Source organism: Caloramator sp. mosi_1 (assembly GCF_028622835.1).
Taxonomy (GTDB): domain Bacteria; phylum Bacillota; class Clostridia; order Clostridiales; family Caloramatoraceae; genus Thermobrachium.
The window spans coordinates 1,634,305-1,657,105 of record NZ_CP117677.1 but is presented as its reverse complement, the minus strand read 5'-3'; the positions used below and the strand labels follow the sequence as shown (position 1 = coordinate 1,657,105).

Below are 22,801 nucleotides of genomic sequence, written 5' to 3'. Positions count from 1 at the left end.
TCCTCTTATTATGTAATAATTTTTTGTATAGGAAATTCAACTAATGTTTCACCTTTATTAATTATAGATACTTTATCACATACTTTTTGCACTTCTTCTAAATTATGCGAACTAAATATTATTGTTTTTCCTTTCTTTTTTAGCTCAAGAATAAAATTTCTCACTACTATTTGCATTTCTGGATCTAATCCTGATGTTGGCTCATCAAGTATTATTAAGTCTGGATTAGGGAGAAGAACACTTATTAATGAAACCTTCCTCTTCATACCTTTTGATAAATGCCTGAATTTCTTCTTTAAATCTATTTGATTAATTTGCAATAAATCAATATATGAAAATATATCTTGTTCGTCTGCACCATATATATAACACATAGATTTCAAATTATCTTCAACAGTCCAATCAAAGTTAAAAGTTTCATAATCAAACATAACCCCAACTCTTTTATAATCTATTTTTTCAACTTCTTCACCAAAAATTTTTATATCCCCATAATCTTTTTTATTAAACCAAGTATAGATCTTATTGTTGTTGTTTTGCCCGCACCATTCTTTCCTAATAAGCCATATATTTCACTTTGTTTTACAAACAAATTTATATCTCTTAGAACCTCTCTGCCGTTTATAGTCTTTTTCAAATTTTTAACTTCAACAATATTCATCTTATCAACTCCTCAATTGCAATTTAGTTTTATTAGGTTATATGTAGTCATTCTTTTTATGTTGCAAAAACAATTAATATACTATCTGGTTCTTGTGAATTAATTAACTGAAAAACAGATTTTAAAAGAATGGGGTTGCCATTATTTTTAATTCTTACTATACTTAATTTATATTATCTAAATGGTTCTCAAACAAGAAGAATATCCCAATTTCTTAAACCAACCTATAATGTCTAAGTTTCCCATGTAACTATTGCATCTTGGTATAAAAATTTGCTCCAATTTTTCTAAGCATAGATAATAAGCTTACTGAAAATCTTGATTTAAGTGTCTCTGATGAATGGAATGTCTTTTATGTTTTATGTAGGTACCTTCGGCATACCCTTTTTTCATAAATTCAGTATTATTAAACTTTATTAACTCAAGTCACATAAAAACTGTGCAATCTTGTGTAATTATACGAAAAGCTACACTATCTTTTCATACCTACTTAACACAATCTACACTTTTAATGCAAATAGTATACATAATAAATAATAAAAAGGTTAATAAAAAAATCCCGTACTTAATTCAAATGCCATTAATATATTATAGTTATTCAATACTTCCCTATCATCCACACTGAAATAATTATATAAGAATTTGCAATATAATTAAAAATTTTTCTATAGAAAACTTTTCTTTGAGAAATATTAAGTATATTGCGTAATCCCCTTAATATTAATGAAATAGAAAATAGGAACATAATAAATACATATTCACGTTCGTTTATATTAAAATATTTTAATGATACAAAAATTGTTATAAAGCCAATTAATAAATCCATAAAACAAACTTTATTAAAAAGATTATTCTGGAAATTGTTTGAATTAGTTTTTAATTTTCTTAGTTTAAGTAGTACTGTAAGGAATCTATAGTATCCATATAACCCTAAAATAGCAAATATAATCAAAATTTCTTTTCTCATTTTATACCTCCCATTTATTTTTATAGCCTTGATTGTAATTATAAGGACTTAACAGCCTGAACCTTCAAATATATATAATATAATTCCCTCACTTTTTATAGGATTATATTTTGTAAATAAAAACAATAAAGAGAAAATCTCTATGTATCGATATAAAAAAATCAATTATTTATACTTCTTAAAAACTTATCAATTTTTATAAATATAATTTATTTTCTACACACCATTTACAATTAATTTTATTAATAATACCTTCATTTATCAATTTTTTAGCTCTCAAAAGCACGCATTACAAAAATTCAAAAATTTGCAATTACAACAAATTTGTTCCGTTGGTGCTATTATTTTTGAATAATTATTAATAATTTCATTATTTTTTATAAGAAATTATTTAGGATTATTAGGTTCTATTTTCCCAAAACAATATTCCCTATAATCTGAAATAACACAAGGTCTAATATTAAAATATGGATTTATAACTATACTTTTCCATCTAACTCCACAATTTATTATACCATTATTACCATACTTTTCAAGAGATACGATTGGTATAACTTTTTATACTTTTCTCTAATTTCTTGCTCAATTGTTTTTAATCTTATTAGATCTTCTGAGCTCCAAGTTATGTTATTTGCTCTTCCAAAAGGAAGAACAGGACTATAAGTAAATACTTGTACATTATTTTGAACACACAATTGTGCTAACTTATCCATATGATCTATATTATCCGGTGTGATACTCATTGCAACTCTTACTAAATACCCATTATTAGTTAATTTTTTATATTATTAAATGTAATTTCCCATGCTCCTTCTTTCCCTCTAAATTTATCAGGATATTCTTTATCATAACTATCTAAACTTATACTCCAAAATATCTTGTTTTTATATATCTGTAATTCTTTTAACATTTGTTCATATAAATTTGTACCATTACAACAATTTCTTTAAAATTGGGATGTAATGTTGGTTCACCACCAGTAATTTCTATACCTATAGTTGACTCATTTGATAATTCGTATAGCACTTTACACAAATCAATGTAATTTATAAATGCACCCATGCGATTTTTTCTAATCTATAACAATGTAAGCAGTTTAAATTGCACACATCATTAATTTCTACTATTATATGTGCAGGATAAAAATTCTATCAGATCCTTTAAACTTTATATTTTTATTAAGCAGATAATCAAAAATATCAATATTAGGATTGGAAACGTTAATTTACTTTTAAAGTTTTTATGGGTAAGAAAAATCGTGTATTGAGAGGGTACCCTCGTTATCCTGTTTGTAGCAATGGTATATCTATAAAAATGTCATTTTTTATTATGTGTGCACACACTTATGAAAACTTACATAATTATTATATATATATCCAGTCAATAATAATTTTTCTATTTTTTCCACATTATTTTGTATATGGTAAATAAAAACCATTATCATAATCTTATTCTACTAACAACTTATTCATAATTCTAAAGAATGTATTACTTAATGGTTCTTTATATATTTATAATAATGCGGCAGAAAGAGCTATTAAACCTTTTGTAACAGGTAGAAAAAACTTTTGCTTGCAAATACAGCAAAAGGTGCAACATCTAGTGCCATTATATATAGTATTATTAAAACCGCCAATGCAAATAATGTAGTTGTAGAGAAATATTTAGTTTATTTATTTGACAATCTATCAAGGTTAAATTATCAAGTTAATGAAAATCTATAGCATCTTATGCCTTTGGTCTCATAAGATACCTGAAAATATGAAAATTAAAGAGGTTCTATAATAAATGTTGGGGCGTAGACCCAGCATATTTTTTACAAAAAATATGTGCACCTGATTAGACACCTGGTAAAATTAAAATAACCAAACAAAAACCTTACCTGAAAGGAGGCATCCATCAAGTGCACACTAATAATTCTATCAAAAATTTATTAGGTTTTAAAGATGTTATTATAAAAAGATTATTCATAATGACACGTACATTGAGATATACTTAGAAACTAAGAAAAAATTTGTACTTGCCCTAATTGTAATTCCAAAGTTACAAGAGTTCACGATTATAGAATTCAGCGTATTAAAGACATACCCTTATTCTTTAAACATACTTTTATCATTCTTAAAAAACGTAGATATCGTTGTAATGCCTGCGGCAAAAATTTTATGAACATATAGAATTTTTACCTCGTTATCATAGAATAACTAATAGATTAGCTATGTTTGTAATTTATGAATTATCTAATGAATATAGTATGACATCAGTTGCTAGAAAAACTAATCTATCTATCGATACTATAAAACGTATTTTTGATAATGTATCTTACTCTTCTCCTACTAATTTACCTAAAATAATATCTATAGATGAATTTAAAGGTAACTCTGGTGGTTCTAAATATCATTGTGCAATAGTCGATCCTGTTAATCATAAAATACTAGACATTATTAAAGATAGAAAAGAGCATATTCTTATAGATTATTTTAGAAAAATTAAAAATCGCGATAGCGTTACACACTTTATTTGTGATATGTGGCAACCCTATATTGATTTAGCTAAAACTTATTTCAAAAATGCTGTAATTGTTATAGATAAATTTCACTATATTAGACAAGTCATATGGGCAGTAGAAGCGGTAAGAAAACGTATCCAAAGAGAACTATCAATTAAATTAAGAAAATACTTTAAAAGAAGTAAAAAGCTTATTTTAAAAAGATATGGCTTACTTGATACAGATTCAAAGTTAGCTTTACAAGTTATGTTTTCTTATAATAGTGAATTAGCAATTGCCCACACTTTAAAGGAAAAGTTATTGAGTATTATTGATGCTTCACCTTCTTCTAACGAAGCTCGTGTCCTCTTAAAAGATTGGATTAAACTTGCACAAAATAGTGGTATCAATGAATTGAAAAGATGTGCAAATACCTATATCAGATATTTTAATGAGATTTGTAATTCTTTTGATATTCCTTATACAAATGCTTGTATAGAAGGATTTAATAATAAAATCAAAGTTATTAAAAGAATAGCCTTCGGCTATAGAAATTTTGATAGATTCAGGAATAGAATTCTTCATTGTTGTAATAAATAATCTGTTAAATATTGTATTTTAGGAAATCCAACTATCGTTGGTCTTTTTGTCGTGCAATTTTTTAAGGGTAAACTCCCTCATCCTATCTATCTTGCTAAAATCATTATCAAATAAGAAAGGACAGGCATTCTAATCTAATGCCCGCCCCAACTATTGACAAAGAGCCATTAAAGATAAAAAATAAATCCTAGTAAACCCTTATTGTCTTACTAGGATATTTTAATGTATTTTTAGAAAAGTTGTAGGTACTAAAATTTTGACGCTTACTTCAACACTTCCTCTTATATAATTATGTTACCTTTTCCATAAGAGAAAGTATCTATTCTATGTGGCCTAATTTTTAATTATATTTTTGGCCTAGTATTAGATTATACTAAACACAATAATCTTTTCTATATTTTAAATACGTAGAGCAGTGCCAAGTATTTTTTATGGTTAGTATTACGTCTATATTTTTACCGGATATACTGCATATATTTTTTCCTGAAAATATATGATAAGTTCCCTTATTATTTCAAGTGATGTTATGGAATAACTTTATTTTTTAATAATACATTAATAGCCTCTTCTCTGGTAGTTACATTTGGTACAATACAGTATCCTTGTTGGGTATCCCATCCTCCCCAACCGCCTTCAACTCTCCAACCCTCATTTTTGTTTAATGCATTATCTCTAAAAACACTAATTATCATTCCTCGAAACCAAGACTTTGAATATATACGTCCAAAAATATATTCTTCATAAATTCTACGTCCATTATTATCATATCGTCCTGTATCATGGTAATATTCTAGTGGGCAACCATCTTTTATAAAATATACTTTTCGCATTTTTTCATTTGTAAGCTTATAATTAGAAACCACAATTTGACCGTCAAAAACATCATTTGCAAATAAATTATTGTAATATTTTCCATAAACCTTAATTTGACACTTAACAATATAGGAAGGATCATCTAGTTTTATCTCTATAGCATCATATACTTTATTTATTGGTATTGGTATAACATATACTAAAAAATTACTATTATTAGAAATAAACTTATCCATTTTATAATATCTATTCCTTTATTTAATTTCATAATTTCTCCCTTTTAAGCTTGTAATCATTATAATAATAGTATTTTATCTTATTAATCCAATAGCCTTGCAACTACACTATTTATATCTATACTCTCACTATGTGTAAAATATCCTACTGTATTTTCATAAAGACTAATAATACTAGTGTACAATGTTGAATTTCCATAAAATCCAGGAGTTGTACTGTATTGCGGAGAATAAGTTACTGTATTTGTATTGTAATTATATGTTCCTCCTGGTCTTTTGCTTGTTGGCCACTTCGCATCAACCTTTAAATATACTTTAAATTGTTGGGTAGTTCCTCAATTATAATATGCATATCCAGGAATTCTATCCTTATTATCTTTTATAAAAACCGTCCTTATATACAAATCTCCAGAAACCTTTGCCTTAATGTATCCTCCTGATGAACTATAAGTTATAGAAAGCGGAACATCAAAGCTACTAAATAAAGTTGACAAAGCACCATAAGCAACTTTTACCGCTTTGTAAAAATTTCCTTTTACATAATGATCGGCTATAGTTTCTATAGACTTTTTAGTTATCTCATCCCACTTTAAAGATGTACTAATATTCCTAGGAGTAACCCAAGATGATTCAACATTTGCAGCTGATTCTAAATATAAAAATTTATAACCGCCATATGTGCCTAAATATTGACAATTTCTTTACCAATAAGCAGGATCATCTTATTTTTACTAGTCAGTTACAGAATTCTATGATTTTTATATGTGATATGGCTGGCATTTAAAAAATATAATACTCTCCTCATCTATAAACAAAGAACCTTAATTATTTTATAGATAACTTAATCCATTTTTCAAAATATAAATTGTTCAATTTCTTAAATCAAGAATCATATTTAATTAAATATAGTAAAAAATTATCTGCATCTAATATATATAACTTAAAATTTGAGTAAAAAGTAAAGCCATAATTTTCTTTATATTTATTTGTATATATAAACAAATAATATCCATTATTAACATTTGGTATTGGAGAATAACCTGAGTTTTTGAGTAAATTTGCTAATTCAATTTCATAAGTAAGTTGTTTATTAATAACACTAAATAATTCTTTATTTATAGGTAATCTATTCCATTTTGAAATATTTTTATTATCATTTAATATTGAATCAATATCTGATTTTTTAGTCGATATACATAATAATCTACTCCATCTCCATGAAAACTTGATGGAGATATTGCTTTAAAAATAGGTTCATTATTATATAATTTAATATGTGTTTCTTTATATATAATTATATTATTTAAATAATTAAGCAAAGGTTTAAATTGAAATATCAAAAAACAACTATTGATATTATTGATAGTACAATTATTTTAATTATTTTACTATTTATACTAACATCTCCTTTTATTTAATTTTTGGTTGATTGTAGGTTTATAAGTAAAGTATATGTCTACATCAATTGGCGTTAATACATATGAATGTTGGCACAACCACGCCCAGTTATTTACTAAAGAAGCAAAAAGATCCGAGTATTGTAAATCTAACTCAAAATCAAATTTATCATTTATATGAACCATTGCCCCTTGACTACTAACTGCAGAGAATGAAATTTTTACTTTTTGTAAAGCATAGAATAAGTCACCAGTTGAAAAAACTAAATCTGAAGTTTTTTTATCCTTATTCATCCATAATTTGTATTCATTAGATGATTTTATTTTTGAGAAAAGATACTCGATTGTTCGTAATAATTTTTCCCTAATACCGAATGTTCAACTAAAGTTGCAGAACAAGTATAACCTTTTAATTTAGCTATTTGCGCAGCTGCTAACCATGCAGCTTTAATTTCAACTATAGGATCATAATATATACTATCCACTGATGTTGGAGTTGTTGTTTTTAAATTTATTGTATTATTATTTATTTTAGCTTCCATTAATAAATATTTTTCTGCTATATTATTTATAAAATTATTTAATTCATCAACAGACATATTATTAATATAATTTATTGTTGATTGTGCTAAAGTATGATTGTTGGTTATATTAGCATCGCTTATTAAAGATACCCTTACAACTTGCTCATCAGTATTATTAGAGTTAGTATCCATAGCAAAAACAGAAATACTTCCAATAACAATGGAGAATATAATAAACAAAGAGATAACTTTTTAACCAGAAATATAACCCTCCTATGTAAAGTATTAGTTTTGTTAAATCATAAGTCAAAATCTCTACCGCTTTGGAAAAGACAAAGCGGGTAATCAAAAATACCAATGCAAAGATTGCCGACGCAGCTTATACTTGAAGATAGTTCAGGTAAGAAGAATCGTATTTTGAGAGGGTACCCTCGTTGTCCAGTTTGTGGCAATGGTATACCTATGAAACTGTCATTTTTTATTATGTGTACACATAGGTGTAAATATTTTCTATTTAGATTATATATATATTCAGTCAATAAAATTTTTCTATTTTTTCTATATTATACTACACAAGGTAAATAAAAATCAATTATCTTAATGTTAATCTACCAATAATCTGTGTATAATTCCTTTTAATTCATATCTAACTTCATTTTGTTACAGAAAAAGAGGCTAAATACCCGTAACCCCTTTATATTACAACCTCCATCCCATCCTTAAACACAAACACCATCTTCCCATCTACAAAAGCTTAACTTTCTCAATTACTGTATTCCAAAGCTCATCATCAAACTCATCAAGTAATACATCTCTCCTTTTCAAAACCTTCATAAATTCCGCTATCCTATCCTTCTTTACAAGCCTTTCAAACCTCTCATTTTCAGCATCTTCAATTGCCTTTCTAATATTTTCATACCTTTCAACTAAGGCATTGTATCTTGTCATATATTCCTCTTAGTCCTGTGCTTTAGTTGCATTGTCACGAATGCATCTATTTATCTCATCTAAAATTTCTTTTGCTTCTTTTTCAAGTTATTTTATTTTATCATCTAATCCTTTAACATCAACAAGTTCCTTTATAACTTCCTCATACCCTTTTAATATTTCTTCCTTATTATTAATCACCCCATTAAACACATCTACAAATGCCCTCTTTAAATCTTCCTCATTTATAAATAGTATCTTGCACTTTTCCTCGTTCTTATACTTAGAATTGCACTGCCAAATAACCTTCCTATACTTATCATTAGAGTCCCAAACCTTTCTGCCATAGAAACTTCCACAATCACCGCAGATAATCTTACCTGAAAAGTAGTTTCTTCCTGTTTTATACCCCTTAGCCCCTTTTATATTCTTTATCTCCATCTGAACCATATCAAATACTTCAGGTGAGATAATTGCAGGGTGGCTGTTTTTGCAAAAGTTATATGTGATATGGCTGCCATTCAAAAAAAAAAGCCCTGATTTCTCAAGGCTTATCGTATCAATGAAACGTTCTATTTTGTCTTTGGACGATGATGTTGATACAAGAATGGAACAGGAATTCTAATAAAATACCCAGCTCAACTATTGACATAGAACTTAATAAAGAAATCCTATTTTCCTCGGTTATTTATTTTTTCTTGTTCATCAAGTAATCTATTAAAAATTCATATTTTTCACGCCAGCACTTTTTAATTCCCTTTATTCTATCATTCTTCCAAAATGATTCGGGCCCTGTTGATCTGGATAAATCTAATCCATATTTTCCACCTACACATTTTACTATTTGAACATTTTTATTCAATCCTACTTGTATGCACTCTTCTTTTATATCACTTATCAATATCACTATGCAAAAGTTTTCTGCTGCTCTTGCTTTTAATATAGTAGATAACTTCTTTTGTAATAATCTTCTTCTAATTTATCCCATCTATTTATTATAATATACTTTTTATTAGAGATACACTTTAATTTATTACTATACATTAAACTTTCTACTAAAATAGGTTCTTCTATCATATGTTCTTTTAAATCTAACAAAACTAAATTATGATTATCTTGTTTTACTAAGTACAGACAATCATCAATTTTGTTTTTATTATTCAGTAATTTTAAAATGTCTGTTTTAGACAAGTTTATATCTATTTTTTATTTATAGAAGGATTGGAATCTAAAAATTCATCATCTTCTGCTTTATCAAGCTTAAATTTTTCGAATGTATTTGATTTCTTGTCAATCTCAAACATATATAAACCATTTGGTATATCATTATTATATTTATTACTTATTCTTTTGTTTAAAATTTTATAATTCATTTTTTGCCAAAACCATCATAAGCAAAAACATATGATTTGTTTCTTTTTCCTTCATCATAATATGCCATTGTACAAAGATTATAACATTTATTTTCTAAAGCTCTTGCCTTTTGATATATACTCCACTTTTTATAATCTACATGACCACCAGTTAAGTTGATTAAAATATCAATGTCACCATAGGCTTTGTAAAATCTAGAAAATAGTGGTTTAGTTGAATCATAACAAATAGTAACTCCTATTTTATAGCCTTTATAATCTATAGGCATAAATATTTCTTTTACTGCTTCTTCATAATCTGTTATATCAAATACTGAAAAATCAGTTGCTATATGTTTACCATACCATTTTATATTTTCTTCATATGGTGAAACATACAATGCATATATAAACCCGTATTTATCTGCCCTACTTACTAAAATTGGGCAATTAGCTATTTCAGAATATTTTTTAAATGTATCTATTATTTTATCAAAATCACATTCTTCTATGTTCTCTTCAATTTCATAACTTAAATAAGCATAATTTTCCAATTCTTCATCTTCAGGGCAATAAAAATGTTCAGGAAAAACAAGCAAATCTAAGTTATTATCTCTTGCTAAATTAAGTGTTTCATAAAAAATTTTATCTTTTTTCTTTTTAGGTAAAGTAATTTCTTGTAAGAACAAACCTATCTTCATAACCCCATCACCCTTTTGCAATCTACAAAAGATATATTATTACAACCATTTAACCTAAAAAATTCCAAATGAGGTTGTGCTTCCTTTGTTGATACTAAAATTCCTATATAAGAATTTTTCCACAAATTAAATAATCCTCCATTCAAATGCTTACTTACACTTGTTTCTATTTCTACTGAAATTAAAGGAACAAAAATATTTTCATCAGAAAATTGTTTAAGATAAAATAAAAAGGATTGTTAATAATATCATATTCTAAAAATATTGAAATATTTTTAAGCCATTTAATAACACTTATTGGTAAATTAAACCCTGCTACAATGTCAATTTTAGGTAAATATCTTCTATCTCTTATACTTTTTAATTTGTATAATACTTTTTCTTTAGGATCCTTTATTCCAATTTTTTAAGATAAAAATTAGATTCCTTATCATCATATTTGTATTTATTTCCAAAATAACTATCTAACCAATCTTTTATTTTACATTTTATAGGAGCATAATCCTGTTTTATTTCTAAACCAGTTTTATAAAGTAATTTGAGGATTTTATCACCTATATCTATTGATGCCGTTTCTCCTCCTGATCCTTTTCTTCTATACTTATCATTAGTAATATTATCGTAATTAATCATAAAATCACTTGAAGTTAAATATTTATCACTTTGCTTCAATTGACTCCAATCTAATAATATTACATTACTATCTCCAGAAAAGTCTTCAAAATATCTTTTTATTTTTATAGCCCTTCTATATGTATCCTTTTCAGGTATACCTTCCTCATTATTTACTACAATAAATTTTAAAAAGAATTACTAAGAATTAAGTTTGTCATATTTCCAATTTGATTTTTGCTACTTGAACTAGAACCTTCAATTTCAAAAACAGCTATTGGAAGCAAGTTTAAATATTTATAATAAAAATTATTTTCAATAAAATCATTGATATGAGTAAAATCGAAATACTTACTCAGATCAAGAAACCAAACAACATCAAAAATAGGTGAGTAAAATTCTGTCTTAATTAAACTTACTTCTTTTTTGATACTAGTCCCAGTTTTTCACCTACACCAATTAAAAAATCTTGAATTTCAGTTGTTTTATCTTTAGGCAACTCACAATCCCCCAATTGGTATAATTTGTTTTAAATTTTCCCATATTGTACATTTGCATTTATTAAAATTCAGTTAAGATATTTTATTTAACTTTATTATATTGTGTAAAAATGATTTCTAGCTATTTTATATTCTCATCATCTTCTTTGTTTTCTTCGTTGGAATTAGAAATAATTATTCTATGCTTATCTCTTGCCTTTTCTAAATATTCAGATTTAATATAATTTTGTAGTGCTTCTATTAATACTTGAGATTCTGTTTTACTTTCCATAACTGCTTGAAGTTTTAATGCCATATCTAATTCATCCGGTATTATAAATGTTTTCTTCTTAGTTCCTAATGCAGTAGGAATATTCCCTAAAAGATGAGTTTTTGCTTTTTTACTTGACATATAAATCCCCTCCTTTTTATTTAATTTTATTATACATTATTACACAAATACAGTCAATATGTTTATATGGATTTTGTTTATTTTTGGCATTATGGTGTACTGTAATTACAATATAAGGTTTAAAGTAATATTGTATAGTAATTTTTTAAAAAATAATCCCAGTAAGGCAATATAGTTTTACTAGGATTATTTCTTTGATTATATTTTTATCATGTATTTCCTCCCTCATAGGGACTATATAAACCCATTTAAAGCTTAAAAAATCTAGGTTTGTGAATTTTGATATTTGTAAACAATTTGTTAACAAAAACACTCTTTCCTTGAAAATACTTGTTTTGTTCTTGCTGTCTACCTTCTAGTTTTTTGCATGATTATAGGTCGACAGCATTATTCATATATTGTTATTTTCTACATATTTATGAAAAACCCTTTTTGCAACAAATTTCTAACAACCTACTACCATCTAACATCAATCACATACAAAAAGCCCTGATTTCTCAAGGCTTATCGTATCAATGGAACGTATAGTTTTGTCTTGGAACGATGATTTTGATACAAGTTTCGATTTTTATAATTTCTAGAAAAAATAGGCATTCTAATCAAATACCTACCCAACTATTGACAAAGAGCCAAAAATAACAATTTAACATTAAATCGAAGTTGATAAATAATACAGGTTAAAATATTCTATTAAATATAATCTTTCATTTAGATTTTAACCTTATTAATTTGAATTATTTCTCCTTATACAAGAATTCTATTATAATAATTTAAACAAACATATCCATAGCATTTCATGATTTATTTTTATATTTTTGTCTTAACTCAACTAAATAAGTAACTAAAATTGATATAAAAAATATATTAATAAATCAAATTTATAACCTGGAGTTTGCATAAACTTAACAAAATCAGTTTTGTTTTTCAATAAATTTATAGCGGTATAAATACTACACCAAGTCAATCCTGTAAAAATATATTTTAATATCCTCATGTTTTTTGTCTCCTTATTAATGAAATTAATGAAGTACGATAGATTATTAGTCTATTTCTATACACTATGTTCTAATAATTTTAATGCCATATTAAGTTGATTGTCTATACCCATAAAAATATTCAAACCATTTTCAACAAAGATATCCGGTTCAATACCTTCAGGCTTTAATAAATTTCTGTTAACATCATAATATTTACTAGTAGTTACCTGTAATTGTGAATTATCTTTTAGAGTAAATACTGTTGATTGATGAACCAATCCCATAGTTTCAGTGCCTAGAATCCTAATTTTATTACTACTGTTTTTTAAAGCTCTTATAAAAATATTCTCAACAGAACTGTCAGTATTTCTATCAACTAAAATAATAATTTTCTTAAATTTGTCTAAATATTTTCCAGTTGGATTTATAGTTATTGGTCTTAATTCCGCCTCATTTCTCGAGGCTATAAATCCTATGTTTTTTATATCCTTCAATAACATTGAAGAAACATTTATGGCCTTCTCTATAAGCCCTCCCATATTACTTCTCACATCTATTATTAAATTCTTACTTTTTGATTCATTTAAAAACTGCTCAAAATCATTATCAATTTTAGGGTGATTAAATGTAGGCAATTTAACATATTCTGTTTTATCATCTATTCTGTTCTCGTAGATACTTTTAAACTTAATAGGAATAGACTCACTGCACAGCTTGTTCAAATCTAATTTATTATCCCTTGGTATTTTCTCACATAAAAATTTTCCATTATAATTTGTTTCATTTATAGTATTTGAATATTCCATCTCTATAGCTCTGCAATCAATACATCCAAACCTATATATGCATTCCTTACAACCTTGTATTTTATCCTTTGTTAATGTCTGCAATGCTTCATATTTTCCATCTGTTAAAATCTCATGTAGTTGTTGTTCAATTATAGACCCCAACTTTAATTTTCTTGTCATTATACATGGAAGTATGTCACCATCTAGTGTTAATGCAATCTGATTACCAAAGCAATTATTGTATTTAGTGTAGAAAGAATACATAGGAAGATTTACTCTAAATAACTTGAACTTCTTGTTGTATATATAATTAAGATACTTTGGGGAATGATGAATTTTGTTGTGAGGATATATAAAATCTAATTGAATCTTATTAGTACTAATTATCCTGCTTAATTCACTTATCATATTTTCTATATTATCTTCGTTATATCTGCACACTAAAATCTTTATACCAAAGTCAACATTATTATCTTTTAATAATTTAATATTTTTCATAATATCTACTTCAAGTGGCTTATTAGAGATACATTCAAATTCTTCTTTATTATTAGAAATCACTTGAACTATAAGACTTACCTTGAACTCCTTTATTATCTTAAGAATCTCTTCATTAAGCAGAGTTAAATTAGTATACACAGTAACCTAGGCTACACCTAAAAATTTAGTATACTGTATTAATTCCTTCATTTTTTCAAATTCTAAAAAGGTTCTCCACCCATAAAAACTATTTCTTTAACTCCCATAGGAACCGCTTGCCTGATAACTTCCTTATACTGCTCTGTGCTCAAATTTCTTCCACTTGAATACCATCTTTTACAGCCTGTCTTTCTATAGGCCTTTTCATCTAAGTAATTACAAAACACGCAATCTAAATTGCATTCGTTAGTAACTTCAATAAATAATCTTGAGAAAGTTATATTCTTTTTCATTGTACTTTCAAAATCTGCTTCTTGCCCTAAAAACATTTTCTCAACAAATACTTTCCTATCATAATACCTGCCTATACCCATATCTTCAAGTTTATTAAGAAAACCAAGTTCATCAATGTTGAGATTACTTATAGCTTCATTTCTTTCGCATTTCTCGATTATATTCGCTTTTTCTCATCTAAAAAATGATATCTCCATTACATAAATTATAAATACAAGCTTCAGTACTTTTTTCTCAAATCTTATATAAGGATTCAACCTAAAATAACTTTCGATTTTATCACATCCTTTACTTCATTACTTGATAAAATTCTATGATACTTTCTTCTTGAATATCATTATTAAATGTTATTTCAAACATTTTTGGATTATGTTCTAACAATGAATATAACACTGACAGTGTCTTTGGCAAAATACTCTTTTTGTCTTTGCAAAACTCACTATCAAACTCAAGATTATTTTCATCTTTTACAAAATGTATATAGCAAGAATCGCATAATCTTCGTGAACTACCCCCACCTATAGAGATGGTGGCTTCGTGGTCAAGGCAACTTCTGTTGCCAGTTTACCCACGCTCAAAGGGCTGTTCCATCCCCAGTTTTACCATTTATATGGCTAATTTTAGTAAGTTCTTTGCTGCATTTACATCTCTATCGTGTTTAGCACCACAATTAGGACACTCCCACTCCCTAAATGCTAAATTCTTTACCTCTGAGTTTTTATATCCACATTCACTACATATTTGACTTGATGCATAGTTTTGTGGTGCTATTATTATTTCTCTTCCATACCACTTTGCTTTATATTCTAATATTCTTCTAAATTCTGCCCAGGATACTTCACTTATTGATTTTGATAAACATCTATTTTGTTGCATATTCTTTACCTTCAAATCCTCTAAAACTATAACTTGGTTTTCGTTTATAATTTTAGAGGACAATTTATGAAGAAAATCTCTTCTTTGATTAGTTATTTTTTCGTGTAATTTAGCAAGTTTTTGCCTGTTTTTCTCATAATTTTTACTGCCCTTTTGTTTCCTTGATAAATCTCTTTGTAGTTTCTTTATTCTTTTTCAGTTCTTCTTAGCCATTTGGGATTTTCTATTTTTGCTCCATCTGATAATATTGCAAATTCCTTTAACCCTAAATCTATTCCAATTTTTTTATCTACTTCTGGTAACTCCTTTATCTCTGTTTCTACTAATATAGAAGCATAATACTTTTCTGTTGGTGTTTTAGATATTGTTACTGATTTAATAATTCCTTCAAATTGCCTATGCTGTTTTATTTTTATCTTTGTTTTTAATTTTGGTATTTTTAAGTAACCATCTATAATATCAACTGTCCCATTTTGATTTTTGTTGTATAGGATTGATATCCTTTTTTCTTCTTGAATTTAGGAAAGCCTATGCTGTTATCTCTAAAAAGCTCTTGTATGCCTTCTCTAAATTAAGCTGTGAATTAGCAAGAGCAAGGCTATCTACTTCTTTTAGAAAAGTATATTCTTTTTATATTGTGCAGGAGTTGTTTTAAGTATTTTTCCTGTTTGTTTGTAATGCTCTATCTTATCATTAAGCATTTTGTTATATATGAACCTTACACAACCAAATACTTTTGATAAATATTCCTTTTGTTCTTTTGTTGGGTATATTCTATATTTATAGGCTTTTAGCAAAGTCACACCTATTCACCTTGCTTTTCTATATATTTTTTAATAACTTCAATTGGCCTTCACAATATTATCATTTATAAGCTTTCTTCTATATCTCGTTACTAAAACAAGATGATAATATAGCAAGAATACTGAATGATCATTATTATCTAAATCTATGTATCTATTTTCTAATGCTTATTTTGTATCTGAACGATGAATTTGTCAACTGACATTCATCACCCACTTATAGAAGTAGGTGACTTCTGTCGTTGATTAGGTTAAATGTTATTAATTGTTCAATACCTCTTTTTCTTTTGTAATTCTGGAGCCTTTCTATATTATAAAGCACTAAATCAAACGTGCCCTTGTTGTCGGCAAAAACTCTATTTCTATCATGTTGTTCCTTATGTCCGTCTACACTAAATGTAACTATAAAATCATTATCTACTATATATTCAATAATTTCTTCATTCATTATTGTGCCATTTGTTGTTACATAGTATCTAACTTCGTATTCTTTTCCCTACAGTATTTAATTACCTGCTTAGTTACATCAAATTTTAAAAAGGTTCTCCGCCATAAAAGCTGATTATAGGCTTTTTCCTATATCCATACTTTTTCTTTTCATTATATTACTGCATATATTGATCAATTGCCAGCTTTGCGGTTTCATAATTCATACTTTTATTTGAATATCCCATAACATTTGGATAATGTTCTGAATAAATACAATACTTACATCTTAAATTACATTGCTCAGTTAATACTAAAATTAGCTGTGACATTGGTGTTTTTAGAGACTCCTCTCTACAGTCCACCTCAGTAACCACCATTTCATTATAAAAGCATCCATTATTTATAAGATTTTCTATATATAAATATAAATTGCTACACTTTCTTTTCTCCACCCCAAATTTATTGGCTAACTCTTCTATAATATCATCTTTTGATAACCTAAAAAAATTATTTATTATAAACATGATTTCATTTGAATAAGGAAATACATTGCCACTTACATTATCAAATATATATTTATTGTTATCAGTGCTAAATACTAATACTTTAGGATTTTTATTCATATTCATAAATTTCCATCTCCTCATTAATAACTTATAAAGTATTTACTTCTATAATTATTAGTGTTATAATATAAAACATACTTGAGTCAATTGATGTAAAAAGTGAACTCATGTATGTTTATACTCTCTATGTATAAGGCTTTGACATAAAATCTTTCGTTAAAGCCTTATATATTTTAAAATACTTCTAATGCTGTAGCAAATGCACCAACTACGACTCCACCAACAAGTATACAACTCATTCCGCATGCAACTAAGCATGCTCATGAAAATCCTACTTAATTGGTAATTATTTCATTGTTGATTACTTCCATTATATATCCCTCTTATTCAATATGATATAAAATTTCTTACATTGATACTAATGCCAATGCCATAGCTGTAACAACACCATTTGATACCCAGCAAAGACTCATACAAGCAACAAAGTATGCAACTGGCCCTCCAACTTCTGGATTGTTAACTTCTTGATTTAATATCTCCATTTTATATTCACTCCCTTTCAAAAATCAATATTAAATAATTCACAATAAACTTAATACTAGTTTTTTTGTGAATTACTCATCCTTTCGATAATATGAATGTCTGGATAATATAAAAGTAAAAGTATAACAACTAAATGCTAAAATAAGTAAGAAAATATTAAAATATTTGTAATTCATAAATTTTAATATATCCAAATTCAATAATTCCAATAGTTTATAACCCATAAGACAAAAATATAGAAAACTACTAAAGTCTGATTTGCAACTTGATAATTAAATCTAAAATATAATAAGAAAAATATTCCAACATAAATTAACATTATACTGAAAATTAATAATGTGTATTGAAGATCTAAGTTAAAGTATTTTTTATTTAATATCCTTAAAATAAAATTCTCAATAAATATAAATACAAAGGATACAACCAGAACTAAAAAACCTTCGAAATATTTGGCGATTACAAAATGAGATTTTTTATAGGTAAAGCTTGTATATATTTAAATACTTTGTCCCTATCTTCAACAAAACATAACTTACCTATAATAAAATTAAATAATAATAGTGGAATTAAAGTACACGCTAGAATTTTAAATCTTTCTCCATCTTGACTAATTAAATAAAATCCTACTAAGCAAACTAAAAAGATATATATATGTTTTTCTTATTGAAATTAAAATCTTTAAGAATTAATTGTATCATTTTTTTCTCCTTTCTATCTTAAATTCCGTGGTGAATCAAATTTAAGGATTTAGCTTCTTTTCATTATTAACCAAAAATCCTAGAACTTCATCCAATGTAATATCACTTACGCAACATTCTTCTTGATTAAAATTCATGTGTACGATATCATTATCATCACATATCATAATCATATTGTTATATACAAATTTACTACTTTCCCTAATATTATTAGGTATTCCATTTTTATAAACTACTTTTTTATATTTCTTTAAAATTGTTTCTTTACTTTCAGATAGTAGTATATGTCCATTGTGTAAAAAGCTACAGTATCTGCTATTTTATTGATATCTTCTGTTATGTGAGAAGAAAATAAAATTGAACATTTTTCTTCTACAACAACTCTTTTTAAACAATCCAAAACTTGATTTCTTATTAATGGATCTAGTCCTGAAGTAGGCTCGTCTAATACAAGGAGCCTTGGATGATGGCTAATTGCAATTATTATTAATATTTTCACTTGATTACCTTTAGATAATTCTTTTATTTTCTTATCTAAATTTAAATCAAATTCTTTTGTTAACTTAAAAAATAAATCATCATCCCAATTCTTATAGCAACTCTTAACAAATTTATAAAAATCCCTACACTTAACATCTTGATATAAGAAAACATTTTCTGGTACATATCCTATATCATGTTTTAATTTTATACTATCAGAAGTCATAACCTGATTATTGATTAAAATACTTCCGCTGTCATACGAAATTAACCCTAACAGTGACTTTATGATTGTGCTTTTCCCAGCACCATTTTGTCCTATTAAACCTAGAACTTTACCTTCTTCTAAAGTTAGATTAATATTTTTTAGTGAAAATTTCCTATAATTTTTACATAAATTATTAATTTCTAAAATTCTTTTACTCAATATGTTCTCCCCCATAGTAATCTTTAAATTTTTTTAGTTTCGCATTATTTCTTAGATTTTTACATTAAATATAACATTTAAATCAAATTTGTATATTACTTTAAATTTTTGTATATTATCATAAGATTAGGTATCGTTATACAGATCATTCCTCATTATTCTTTACTAAGTAGTTTCTGTATCTCATTTCTTCTCCTTTAACAATTGAGAACATAATAAACAAAGAGATAACTTTTTAACCATAAATACAACTCTCCTATGTAAAGTATTAGTTTTGTTAAATCATAAGTCAACATCTCTATCACTTTGGAAAAGACAAAGCAGGTAATCAAAAATATCAATATAAGGATTGTAGGCGTCAGTTTACTCTTGAAAATTTTATGGGTAAGAAAAATCGTGTATTGAGAGGATACCCTCATTGTCCTGTTTATGACAATGGTATGCCTATGAAACTGTCATTTTTTATTATGTTTACACACAATTTTAAAAATTTTATACTTATATTATATATATCTATATATATCCAGTCAATAATAACTTTTCTATTTTTGCTACATTATTCTGCACATGGTAAATAAAAATACCTACTCCAATATTAATATACAACAATTTGTGCATAATCCCTTTTAATTTAATTAAACTACATACTAAACCCCAATTATCCATAACCCCTTTACATTACCATCTCCATCCCATCCCTAAACACGAACACAATCTTTCCACCTGCATAAACCTTAACCACCTCGATAACCATATTCCAAAGCTCCCCATCAAACTCATCTATTAACCCATCCCTATCCCTTAAAACCTTCATAAATTCCTCTATCCTATCCTTCTTTACAAGCCTTTCAAATCTCTCATTTTCAGCATCTTCAATTGCCTTTCTAATATTTTCATAGCTTTCAACTAAAGCATTGTATCTTCTCACATATTCCTCTTGGTCCTGTGCTTTAGTTGCATTATCACGAATTCATATATCTATTTCTTTAGTTATATTTGATATGGCTGCCATTCAAAAACAAAAAGCCCTGATTTCTCAAGGCTTATCGTATCAATGAAACGTTCTATTTTGTCTTCGGACGATGATATTGATACAAGAATAAATATACAATCTTGATAAATTGTAAAATCAACTATTGATAAACAACTTCTATTATAATACACTAAAAAATATTATAGAATACCTAATATTCTTATTGAGCTAAACACTAGACTATTCTAAGAAACATTTACCTGAACTAAAGAATATATTGCTTGACGGCTCTTTAGAAATTGTTAATAATGCGGCAGAAAGAGCTATCAAACCTTTTGTAATAGGTAGAAAAAACTTTTTGTTTGCAAATACAGCAAAATGTGCAACATCTAGTGCCATTATATATAGTATTATTGAAACCGCCAAGGCAAATAATGTAATTGTAGAGAAATATTTAGTTTATTTATTTGACAATCTATCGAAGTTAGGTTGTCAAGATAATGAAAACCTAGGGCATTTTATGCCTTCAGGCTGTTGACAAACATAATTTGTCAGCAGCTTTTTTGCGTAGCAAAAGGATTTTTATGATTTATGTAGAATTATATTATATATAGAGAGAATTTAAATCGGAGGTATATTATGATTAACGAGATTAAATCCAAACAACAAAAATTGGAAATGGTTTATATTGAGAACTTAGTTCCTATTGAGAACTTAGTTCCTCAAGATCATATTTTGAGAAAAATTGATAAATATATTGATTTCTCTTTTATTCGTGAATTAACTAAAGACTTATACTGTCTTGATAATGGCCGACCAGCAGTTGATCCTGTTGTTCTTTTTAAAATGTTATTTATTGGTTATCTATTTGGTATCAGATCAGAGCGTCAGCTCGTTAGAGACATTGAGGTAAATATTGCTTATAGATGGTTTTTAGGTTTTTCCCTTACTGATAAAATTCCTGATCATTCAACCATCAGCCAAAACAGAAGAAGACGTTTTAAAAATACAGATATAGCTCAAAAATTTTTGATAATATTGTTCTTCAAGCAATTTCACACGGTTTAGTTGAAGGAAAAATTCTTTATACAGATTCAACACATCTTAAAGCTAACGCTAATAAAAGAAAATTCATAGAACAAGAAGTTGATAAATCTGTTAAAGATTATATTTCTGAACTTGATAAAGCAATTGATGAAGATAGAATTGCTCACGGTAAAAAGCCTTTAAAAAACTCAAAAATCACCAGAGACTAAATTTATAAAAGTAAGTACAACAGATCCAGAAAGCGGTTATATGGTAAGAGATAATAAACCCGAAGGGTTCTTCTATTTAGATCATAGAACTGTAGACAGTAAACATAATATAATTGTAGATGTTCATGTTACTCCAGGAAATGTAAATGATGTAGATCCTTACTTGAATAGAATTGATAGAATAATTAACACCTTTAATTTTAATGTTAAATATGTTGGATTAGATGCTGGTTACTTTACCAATTATATATGTAAAGGACTTTCAGATAGAAATATTACATATGCAATAGGCACAAGATTAGGACCACATGAAAAAGGTAAATATACAAAAATAAATTTCAATATATAAAAGAATGGGATGTATATGCATGCCCTAATAACTATTTTTTACAATACAAAACTACTACTCGTCAAGGATATAAAGAATATGTTTGTGATAAAGAAACTTGTTTAAATTGTAGATTAAAAGATAAATGTCTAACAGGTAAAAGTCAGTTTAGAACAATTAGACGTCATGTATGGGAAGAACATAAAGAAAAAATATTGCCTTTTTAAAAACAGATAAAGGCAAAAGAATATATAAAAGAAGAAAGGAAACAATAGAGCGAAGCTTTGCGGATTCAAAAGAATTACACGGGCTTCGCTATTGTCGCTTCCGCGGATTATCTAAAGTAAGCGAACAATGCTTACTTACAGCAGCAGTTCAGAATATGAAAAAGATTGCAAGGGTACTAGCCCTTTTATTTCTTGAAAAAATTAGCAAACTATCGATGCTAAATTTAGAAAATCTCTTTAAAATTTTTTATGCTGCCGCATAAATAAACCCCGTGATTTAAAATATCACGGGGTTTATCAACAATCTGAGGGCATTTTATGCCTTGTCTCA

The 22,801-nt window shown here is 26.8% G+C and carries 28 protein-coding genes and 6 pseudogenes; 7 read left to right on the top strand and 27 right to left on the bottom strand.

The annotated features are described in order from the left end of the window. Positions 1-8 precede the first annotated feature (8 nt). The 5 genes and pseudogenes from PL321_RS11810 to PL321_RS11790 all read right to left on the bottom strand — a co-directional run bounded on the left by PL321_RS11810 (position 9) and on the right by PL321_RS11790 (position 2,654). A pseudogene (locus PL321_RS11810) lies at positions 9-661 on the bottom strand (ABC transporter ATP-binding protein). Between the two features lie 598 nt (positions 662-1,259). After that, positions 1,260-1,628: a hypothetical protein gene (locus PL321_RS11805; RefSeq protein WP_273962183.1), complete on the bottom strand. Its 369-nt coding sequence runs from the start codon at positions 1,626-1,628 to the stop codon at positions 1,260-1,262. A gap of 509 nt (positions 1,629-2,137) precedes the next feature. After that, positions 2,138-2,341, bottom strand: coding sequence for a hypothetical protein (locus PL321_RS11800; RefSeq protein ID WP_273962182.1), 204 nt, complete (start codon positions 2,339-2,341; stop codon positions 2,138-2,140). A gap of 59 nt (positions 2,342-2,400) precedes the next feature. Further along, entirely contained in the window at positions 2,401-2,538 is a 138-nt protein-coding gene (locus tag PL321_RS11795; protein ID WP_273962181.1) for a hypothetical protein, read from the bottom strand. Beyond that, on the bottom strand, positions 2,532-2,654 hold the full coding sequence (locus PL321_RS11790) for a hypothetical protein (protein ID WP_273962180.1): 123 nt from the start codon (positions 2,652-2,654) through the stop codon (positions 2,532-2,534). Before PL321_RS11790 ends, PL321_RS11795 begins: the two co-directional genes overlap by 7 nt. 444 nt (positions 2,655-3,098) lie before the next feature. Between PL321_RS11790 and PL321_RS21430 the strand changes: the two are divergent. The 4 genes and pseudogenes from PL321_RS21430 to PL321_RS11775 form a co-directional block, all read left to right on the top strand. Next, a pseudogene (locus tag PL321_RS21430) lies at positions 3,099-3,155 on the top strand (hypothetical protein); the annotation flags it as partial. A gap of 41 nt (positions 3,156-3,196) precedes the next feature. Next, entirely contained in the window at positions 3,197-3,352 is a 156-nt protein-coding gene (locus tag PL321_RS11785) for a hypothetical protein (protein ID WP_273962179.1), read from the top strand. Positions 3,353-3,640: 288 nt separating this feature from the next. Further along, positions 3,641-3,802 carry a transposase family protein gene (locus tag PL321_RS21425; protein WP_443110716.1) on the top strand — a complete coding sequence of 54 codons (162 nt, stop codon included), beginning with the start codon at positions 3,641-3,643 and terminating at the stop codon, positions 3,800-3,802. Next, positions 3,775-4,713 (top strand): ISL3 family transposase, encoded by a 939-nt coding sequence (locus PL321_RS11775; RefSeq protein ID WP_337961026.1) that lies wholly within the window; start codon positions 3,775-3,777, stop codon positions 4,711-4,713. Before PL321_RS21425 ends, PL321_RS11775 begins: the two co-directional genes overlap by 28 nt. A 524-nt stretch (positions 4,714-5,237) precedes the next feature. Here the strand turns inward: PL321_RS11775 and PL321_RS11770 are convergent. The 4 genes from PL321_RS11770 to PL321_RS11755 form a co-directional block, all read right to left on the bottom strand. Further along, positions 5,238-5,762: a hypothetical protein gene (locus tag PL321_RS11770; RefSeq protein ID WP_273962178.1), complete on the bottom strand. Its 525-nt coding sequence runs from the start codon at positions 5,760-5,762 to the stop codon at positions 5,238-5,240. Between the two features lie 335 nt (positions 5,763-6,097). Beyond that, complete coding sequence (locus PL321_RS11765; protein WP_273962177.1) at positions 6,098-6,256, bottom strand: hypothetical protein; 159 nt, start codon at positions 6,254-6,256, stop codon at positions 6,098-6,100. A gap of 903 nt (positions 6,257-7,159) precedes the next feature. Further along, a complete protein-coding gene (locus tag PL321_RS11760) occupies positions 7,160-7,453 on the bottom strand; it encodes a hypothetical protein (protein WP_273962176.1) in 294 nt (97 codons plus the stop codon). 26 nt (positions 7,454-7,479) lie between these two features. Continuing rightward, positions 7,480-7,923 carry a hypothetical protein gene (locus PL321_RS11755; protein ID WP_273962175.1) on the bottom strand — a complete coding sequence of 148 codons (444 nt, stop codon included), beginning with the start codon at positions 7,921-7,923 and terminating at the stop codon, positions 7,480-7,482. Between the two features lie 58 nt (positions 7,924-7,981). On the opposite strand from PL321_RS11755, the gene PL321_RS11750 reads away from it, so the two are divergent. After that, the gene (locus tag PL321_RS11750) at positions 7,982-8,104 is read left to right on the top strand and encodes an IS1/IS1595 family N-terminal zinc-binding domain-containing protein (RefSeq protein ID WP_443110782.1); all 123 of its coding nucleotides are present in this window, start codon (positions 7,982-7,984) and stop codon (positions 8,102-8,104) included. Positions 8,105-8,427: 323 nt separating this feature from the next. On the opposite strand, the gene PL321_RS11745 is transcribed toward PL321_RS11750, so the two are convergent. The 18 genes and pseudogenes from PL321_RS11745 to PL321_RS11665 all read right to left on the bottom strand — a co-directional run bounded on the left by PL321_RS11745 (position 8,428) and on the right by PL321_RS11665 (position 20,614). After that, positions 8,428-8,631, bottom strand: coding sequence for a hypothetical protein (locus PL321_RS11745; protein ID WP_273962174.1), 204 nt, complete (start codon positions 8,629-8,631; stop codon positions 8,428-8,430). An 87-nt stretch (positions 8,632-8,718) separates the two neighbouring features. Continuing rightward, positions 8,719-9,135 (bottom strand): zinc ribbon domain-containing protein, encoded by a 417-nt coding sequence (locus PL321_RS11740; protein WP_273962173.1) that lies wholly within the window; start codon positions 9,133-9,135, stop codon positions 8,719-8,721. A gap of 163 nt (positions 9,136-9,298) precedes the next feature. After that, on the bottom strand, positions 9,299-9,517 hold the full coding sequence (locus PL321_RS11735) for a hypothetical protein (RefSeq protein ID WP_273962172.1): 219 nt from the start codon (positions 9,515-9,517) through the stop codon (positions 9,299-9,301). A 29-nt stretch (positions 9,518-9,546) separates the two neighbouring features. Further along, positions 9,547-9,708 carry a hypothetical protein gene (locus PL321_RS11730; RefSeq protein ID WP_273962171.1) on the bottom strand — a complete coding sequence of 54 codons (162 nt, stop codon included), beginning with the start codon at positions 9,706-9,708 and terminating at the stop codon, positions 9,547-9,549. A gap of 101 nt (positions 9,709-9,809) precedes the next feature. Next, the gene (locus tag PL321_RS11725) at positions 9,810-9,983 is read right to left on the bottom strand and encodes a hypothetical protein (protein WP_273962170.1); all 174 of its coding nucleotides are present in this window, start codon (positions 9,981-9,983) and stop codon (positions 9,810-9,812) included. Next, positions 9,980-10,663, bottom strand: coding sequence for a carbon-nitrogen hydrolase family protein (locus PL321_RS11720; RefSeq protein ID WP_273962169.1), 684 nt, complete (start codon positions 10,661-10,663; stop codon positions 9,980-9,982). The genes PL321_RS11725 and PL321_RS11720 overlap by 4 nt, the downstream gene beginning before the upstream one ends. A 393-nt stretch (positions 10,664-11,056) precedes the next feature. Next, the gene (locus tag PL321_RS11715; protein ID WP_273962168.1) at positions 11,057-11,335 is read right to left on the bottom strand and encodes a hypothetical protein; all 279 of its coding nucleotides are present in this window, start codon (positions 11,333-11,335) and stop codon (positions 11,057-11,059) included. A 561-nt stretch (positions 11,336-11,896) separates the two neighbouring features. After that, positions 11,897-12,166: a hypothetical protein gene (locus PL321_RS11710; protein WP_273962167.1), complete on the bottom strand. Its 270-nt coding sequence runs from the start codon at positions 12,164-12,166 to the stop codon at positions 11,897-11,899. 1,051 nt (positions 12,167-13,217) lie between these two features. Next, positions 13,218-14,570, bottom strand: a complete 1,353-nt coding sequence (locus PL321_RS11705) for a S41 family peptidase (RefSeq protein WP_273962166.1) — start codon at positions 14,568-14,570, stop codon at positions 13,218-13,220. Positions 14,571-14,632: 62 nt separating this feature from the next. Then, complete coding sequence (locus PL321_RS11700) at positions 14,633-14,944, bottom strand: radical SAM protein (RefSeq protein ID WP_273962165.1); 312 nt, start codon at positions 14,942-14,944, stop codon at positions 14,633-14,635. A 526-nt stretch (positions 14,945-15,470) separates the two neighbouring features. Then, a pseudogene (gene tnpB / locus PL321_RS11695) lies at positions 15,471-16,537 on the bottom strand (IS200/IS605 family element RNA-guided endonuclease TnpB). Positions 16,538-16,597: 60 nt separating this feature from the next. Further along, positions 16,598-16,693 (bottom strand): annotated as a pseudogene (locus tag PL321_RS11690) (IS200/IS605 family transposase); the annotation flags it as partial. A 67-nt stretch (positions 16,694-16,760) separates the two neighbouring features. Continuing rightward, positions 16,761-16,991 carry a hypothetical protein gene (locus PL321_RS11685; protein WP_273962164.1) on the bottom strand — a complete coding sequence of 77 codons (231 nt, stop codon included), beginning with the start codon at positions 16,989-16,991 and terminating at the stop codon, positions 16,761-16,763. A 157-nt stretch (positions 16,992-17,148) separates the two neighbouring features. Continuing rightward, positions 17,149-17,601, bottom strand: coding sequence for a hypothetical protein (locus tag PL321_RS11680; RefSeq protein WP_273962163.1), 453 nt, complete (start codon positions 17,599-17,601; stop codon positions 17,149-17,151). Between the two features lie 344 nt (positions 17,602-17,945). Further along, positions 17,946-18,080: a hypothetical protein gene (locus tag PL321_RS11675; protein WP_273962162.1), complete on the bottom strand. Its 135-nt coding sequence runs from the start codon at positions 18,078-18,080 to the stop codon at positions 17,946-17,948. Between the two features lie 197 nt (positions 18,081-18,277). Beyond that, the gene (locus PL321_RS21420) at positions 18,278-18,577 is read right to left on the bottom strand and encodes an ABC-2 transporter permease (protein WP_443110781.1); all 300 of its coding nucleotides are present in this window, start codon (positions 18,575-18,577) and stop codon (positions 18,278-18,280) included. Between the two features lie 452 nt (positions 18,578-19,029). Then, positions 19,030-19,686, bottom strand: coding sequence for an ABC transporter ATP-binding protein (locus PL321_RS11670; RefSeq protein ID WP_273962161.1), 657 nt, complete (start codon positions 19,684-19,686; stop codon positions 19,030-19,032). Positions 19,687-20,359: 673 nt separating this feature from the next. Continuing rightward, positions 20,360-20,614, bottom strand: coding sequence for a hypothetical protein (locus PL321_RS11665; protein WP_273962160.1), 255 nt, complete (start codon positions 20,612-20,614; stop codon positions 20,360-20,362). A gap of 292 nt (positions 20,615-20,906) precedes the next feature. Between PL321_RS11665 and PL321_RS21415 the strand changes: the two are divergent. Together PL321_RS21415 and PL321_RS11655 are read left to right on the top strand one after the other, a co-directional pair. After that, a pseudogene (locus PL321_RS21415) lies at positions 20,907-21,197 on the top strand (IS66 family transposase); the annotation flags it as partial. 101 nt (positions 21,198-21,298) lie between these two features. Further along, a pseudogene (locus PL321_RS11655) lies at positions 21,299-22,733 on the top strand (IS1182 family transposase). Positions 22,734-22,801: the final 68 nt, after the last annotated feature.

Excerpts from the sequence above, each read along its gene's own strand:
- PL321_RS11800 (WP_273962182.1), bottom strand. The coding sequence starts at position 2,341 with ATGGATAAGTTAGCACAATTGTGTGTTCAAAATAATGTACAAGTATTT.
- PL321_RS11745 (WP_273962174.1), bottom strand. The coding sequence starts at position 8,631 with ATGACAAGATACAATGCCTTAGTTGAAAGGTATGAAAATATTAGAAAG.
- PL321_RS11680 (WP_273962163.1), bottom strand. The coding sequence starts at position 17,601 with ATGAATATGAATAAAAATCCTAAAGTATTAGTATTTAGCACTGATAAC.
- PL321_RS11725 (WP_273962170.1), bottom strand. The coding sequence starts at position 9,983 with ATGAATTATAAAATTTTAAACAAAAGAATAAGTAATAAATATAATAAT.
- PL321_RS11770 (WP_273962178.1), bottom strand. The coding sequence starts at position 5,762 with ATGGATAAGTTTATTTCTAATAATAGTAATTTTTTAGTATATGTTATA.
- PL321_RS11805 (WP_273962183.1), bottom strand. The coding sequence starts at position 1,628 with ATGAGAAAAGAAATTTTGATTATATTTGCTATTTTAGGGTTATATGGA.
- PL321_RS11710 (WP_273962167.1), bottom strand. The coding sequence starts at position 12,166 with ATGTCAAGTAAAAAAGCAAAAACTCATCTTTTAGGGAATATTCCTACT.
- PL321_RS11675 (WP_273962162.1), bottom strand. The coding sequence starts at position 18,080 with ATGGAGATATTAAATCAAGAAGTTAACAATCCAGAAGTTGGAGGGCCA.
- PL321_RS11720 (WP_273962169.1), bottom strand. The coding sequence starts at position 10,663 with ATGAAGATAGGTTTGTTCTTACAAGAAATTACTTTACCTAAAAAGAAA.
- PL321_RS11685 (WP_273962164.1), bottom strand. The coding sequence starts at position 16,991 with ATGAATGAAGAAATTATTGAATATATAGTAGATAATGATTTTATAGTT.
- PL321_RS11760 (WP_273962176.1), bottom strand. The coding sequence starts at position 7,453 with ATGAATAAGGATAAAAAAACTTCAGATTTAGTTTTTTCAACTGGTGAC.
- PL321_RS11700 (WP_273962165.1), bottom strand. The coding sequence starts at position 14,944 with ATGGGTATAGGCAGGTATTATGATAGGAAAGTATTTGTTGAGAAAATG.
- PL321_RS11795 (WP_273962181.1), bottom strand. The coding sequence starts at position 2,538 with ATGTTAAAAGAATTACAGATATATAAAAACAAGATATTTTGGAGTATA.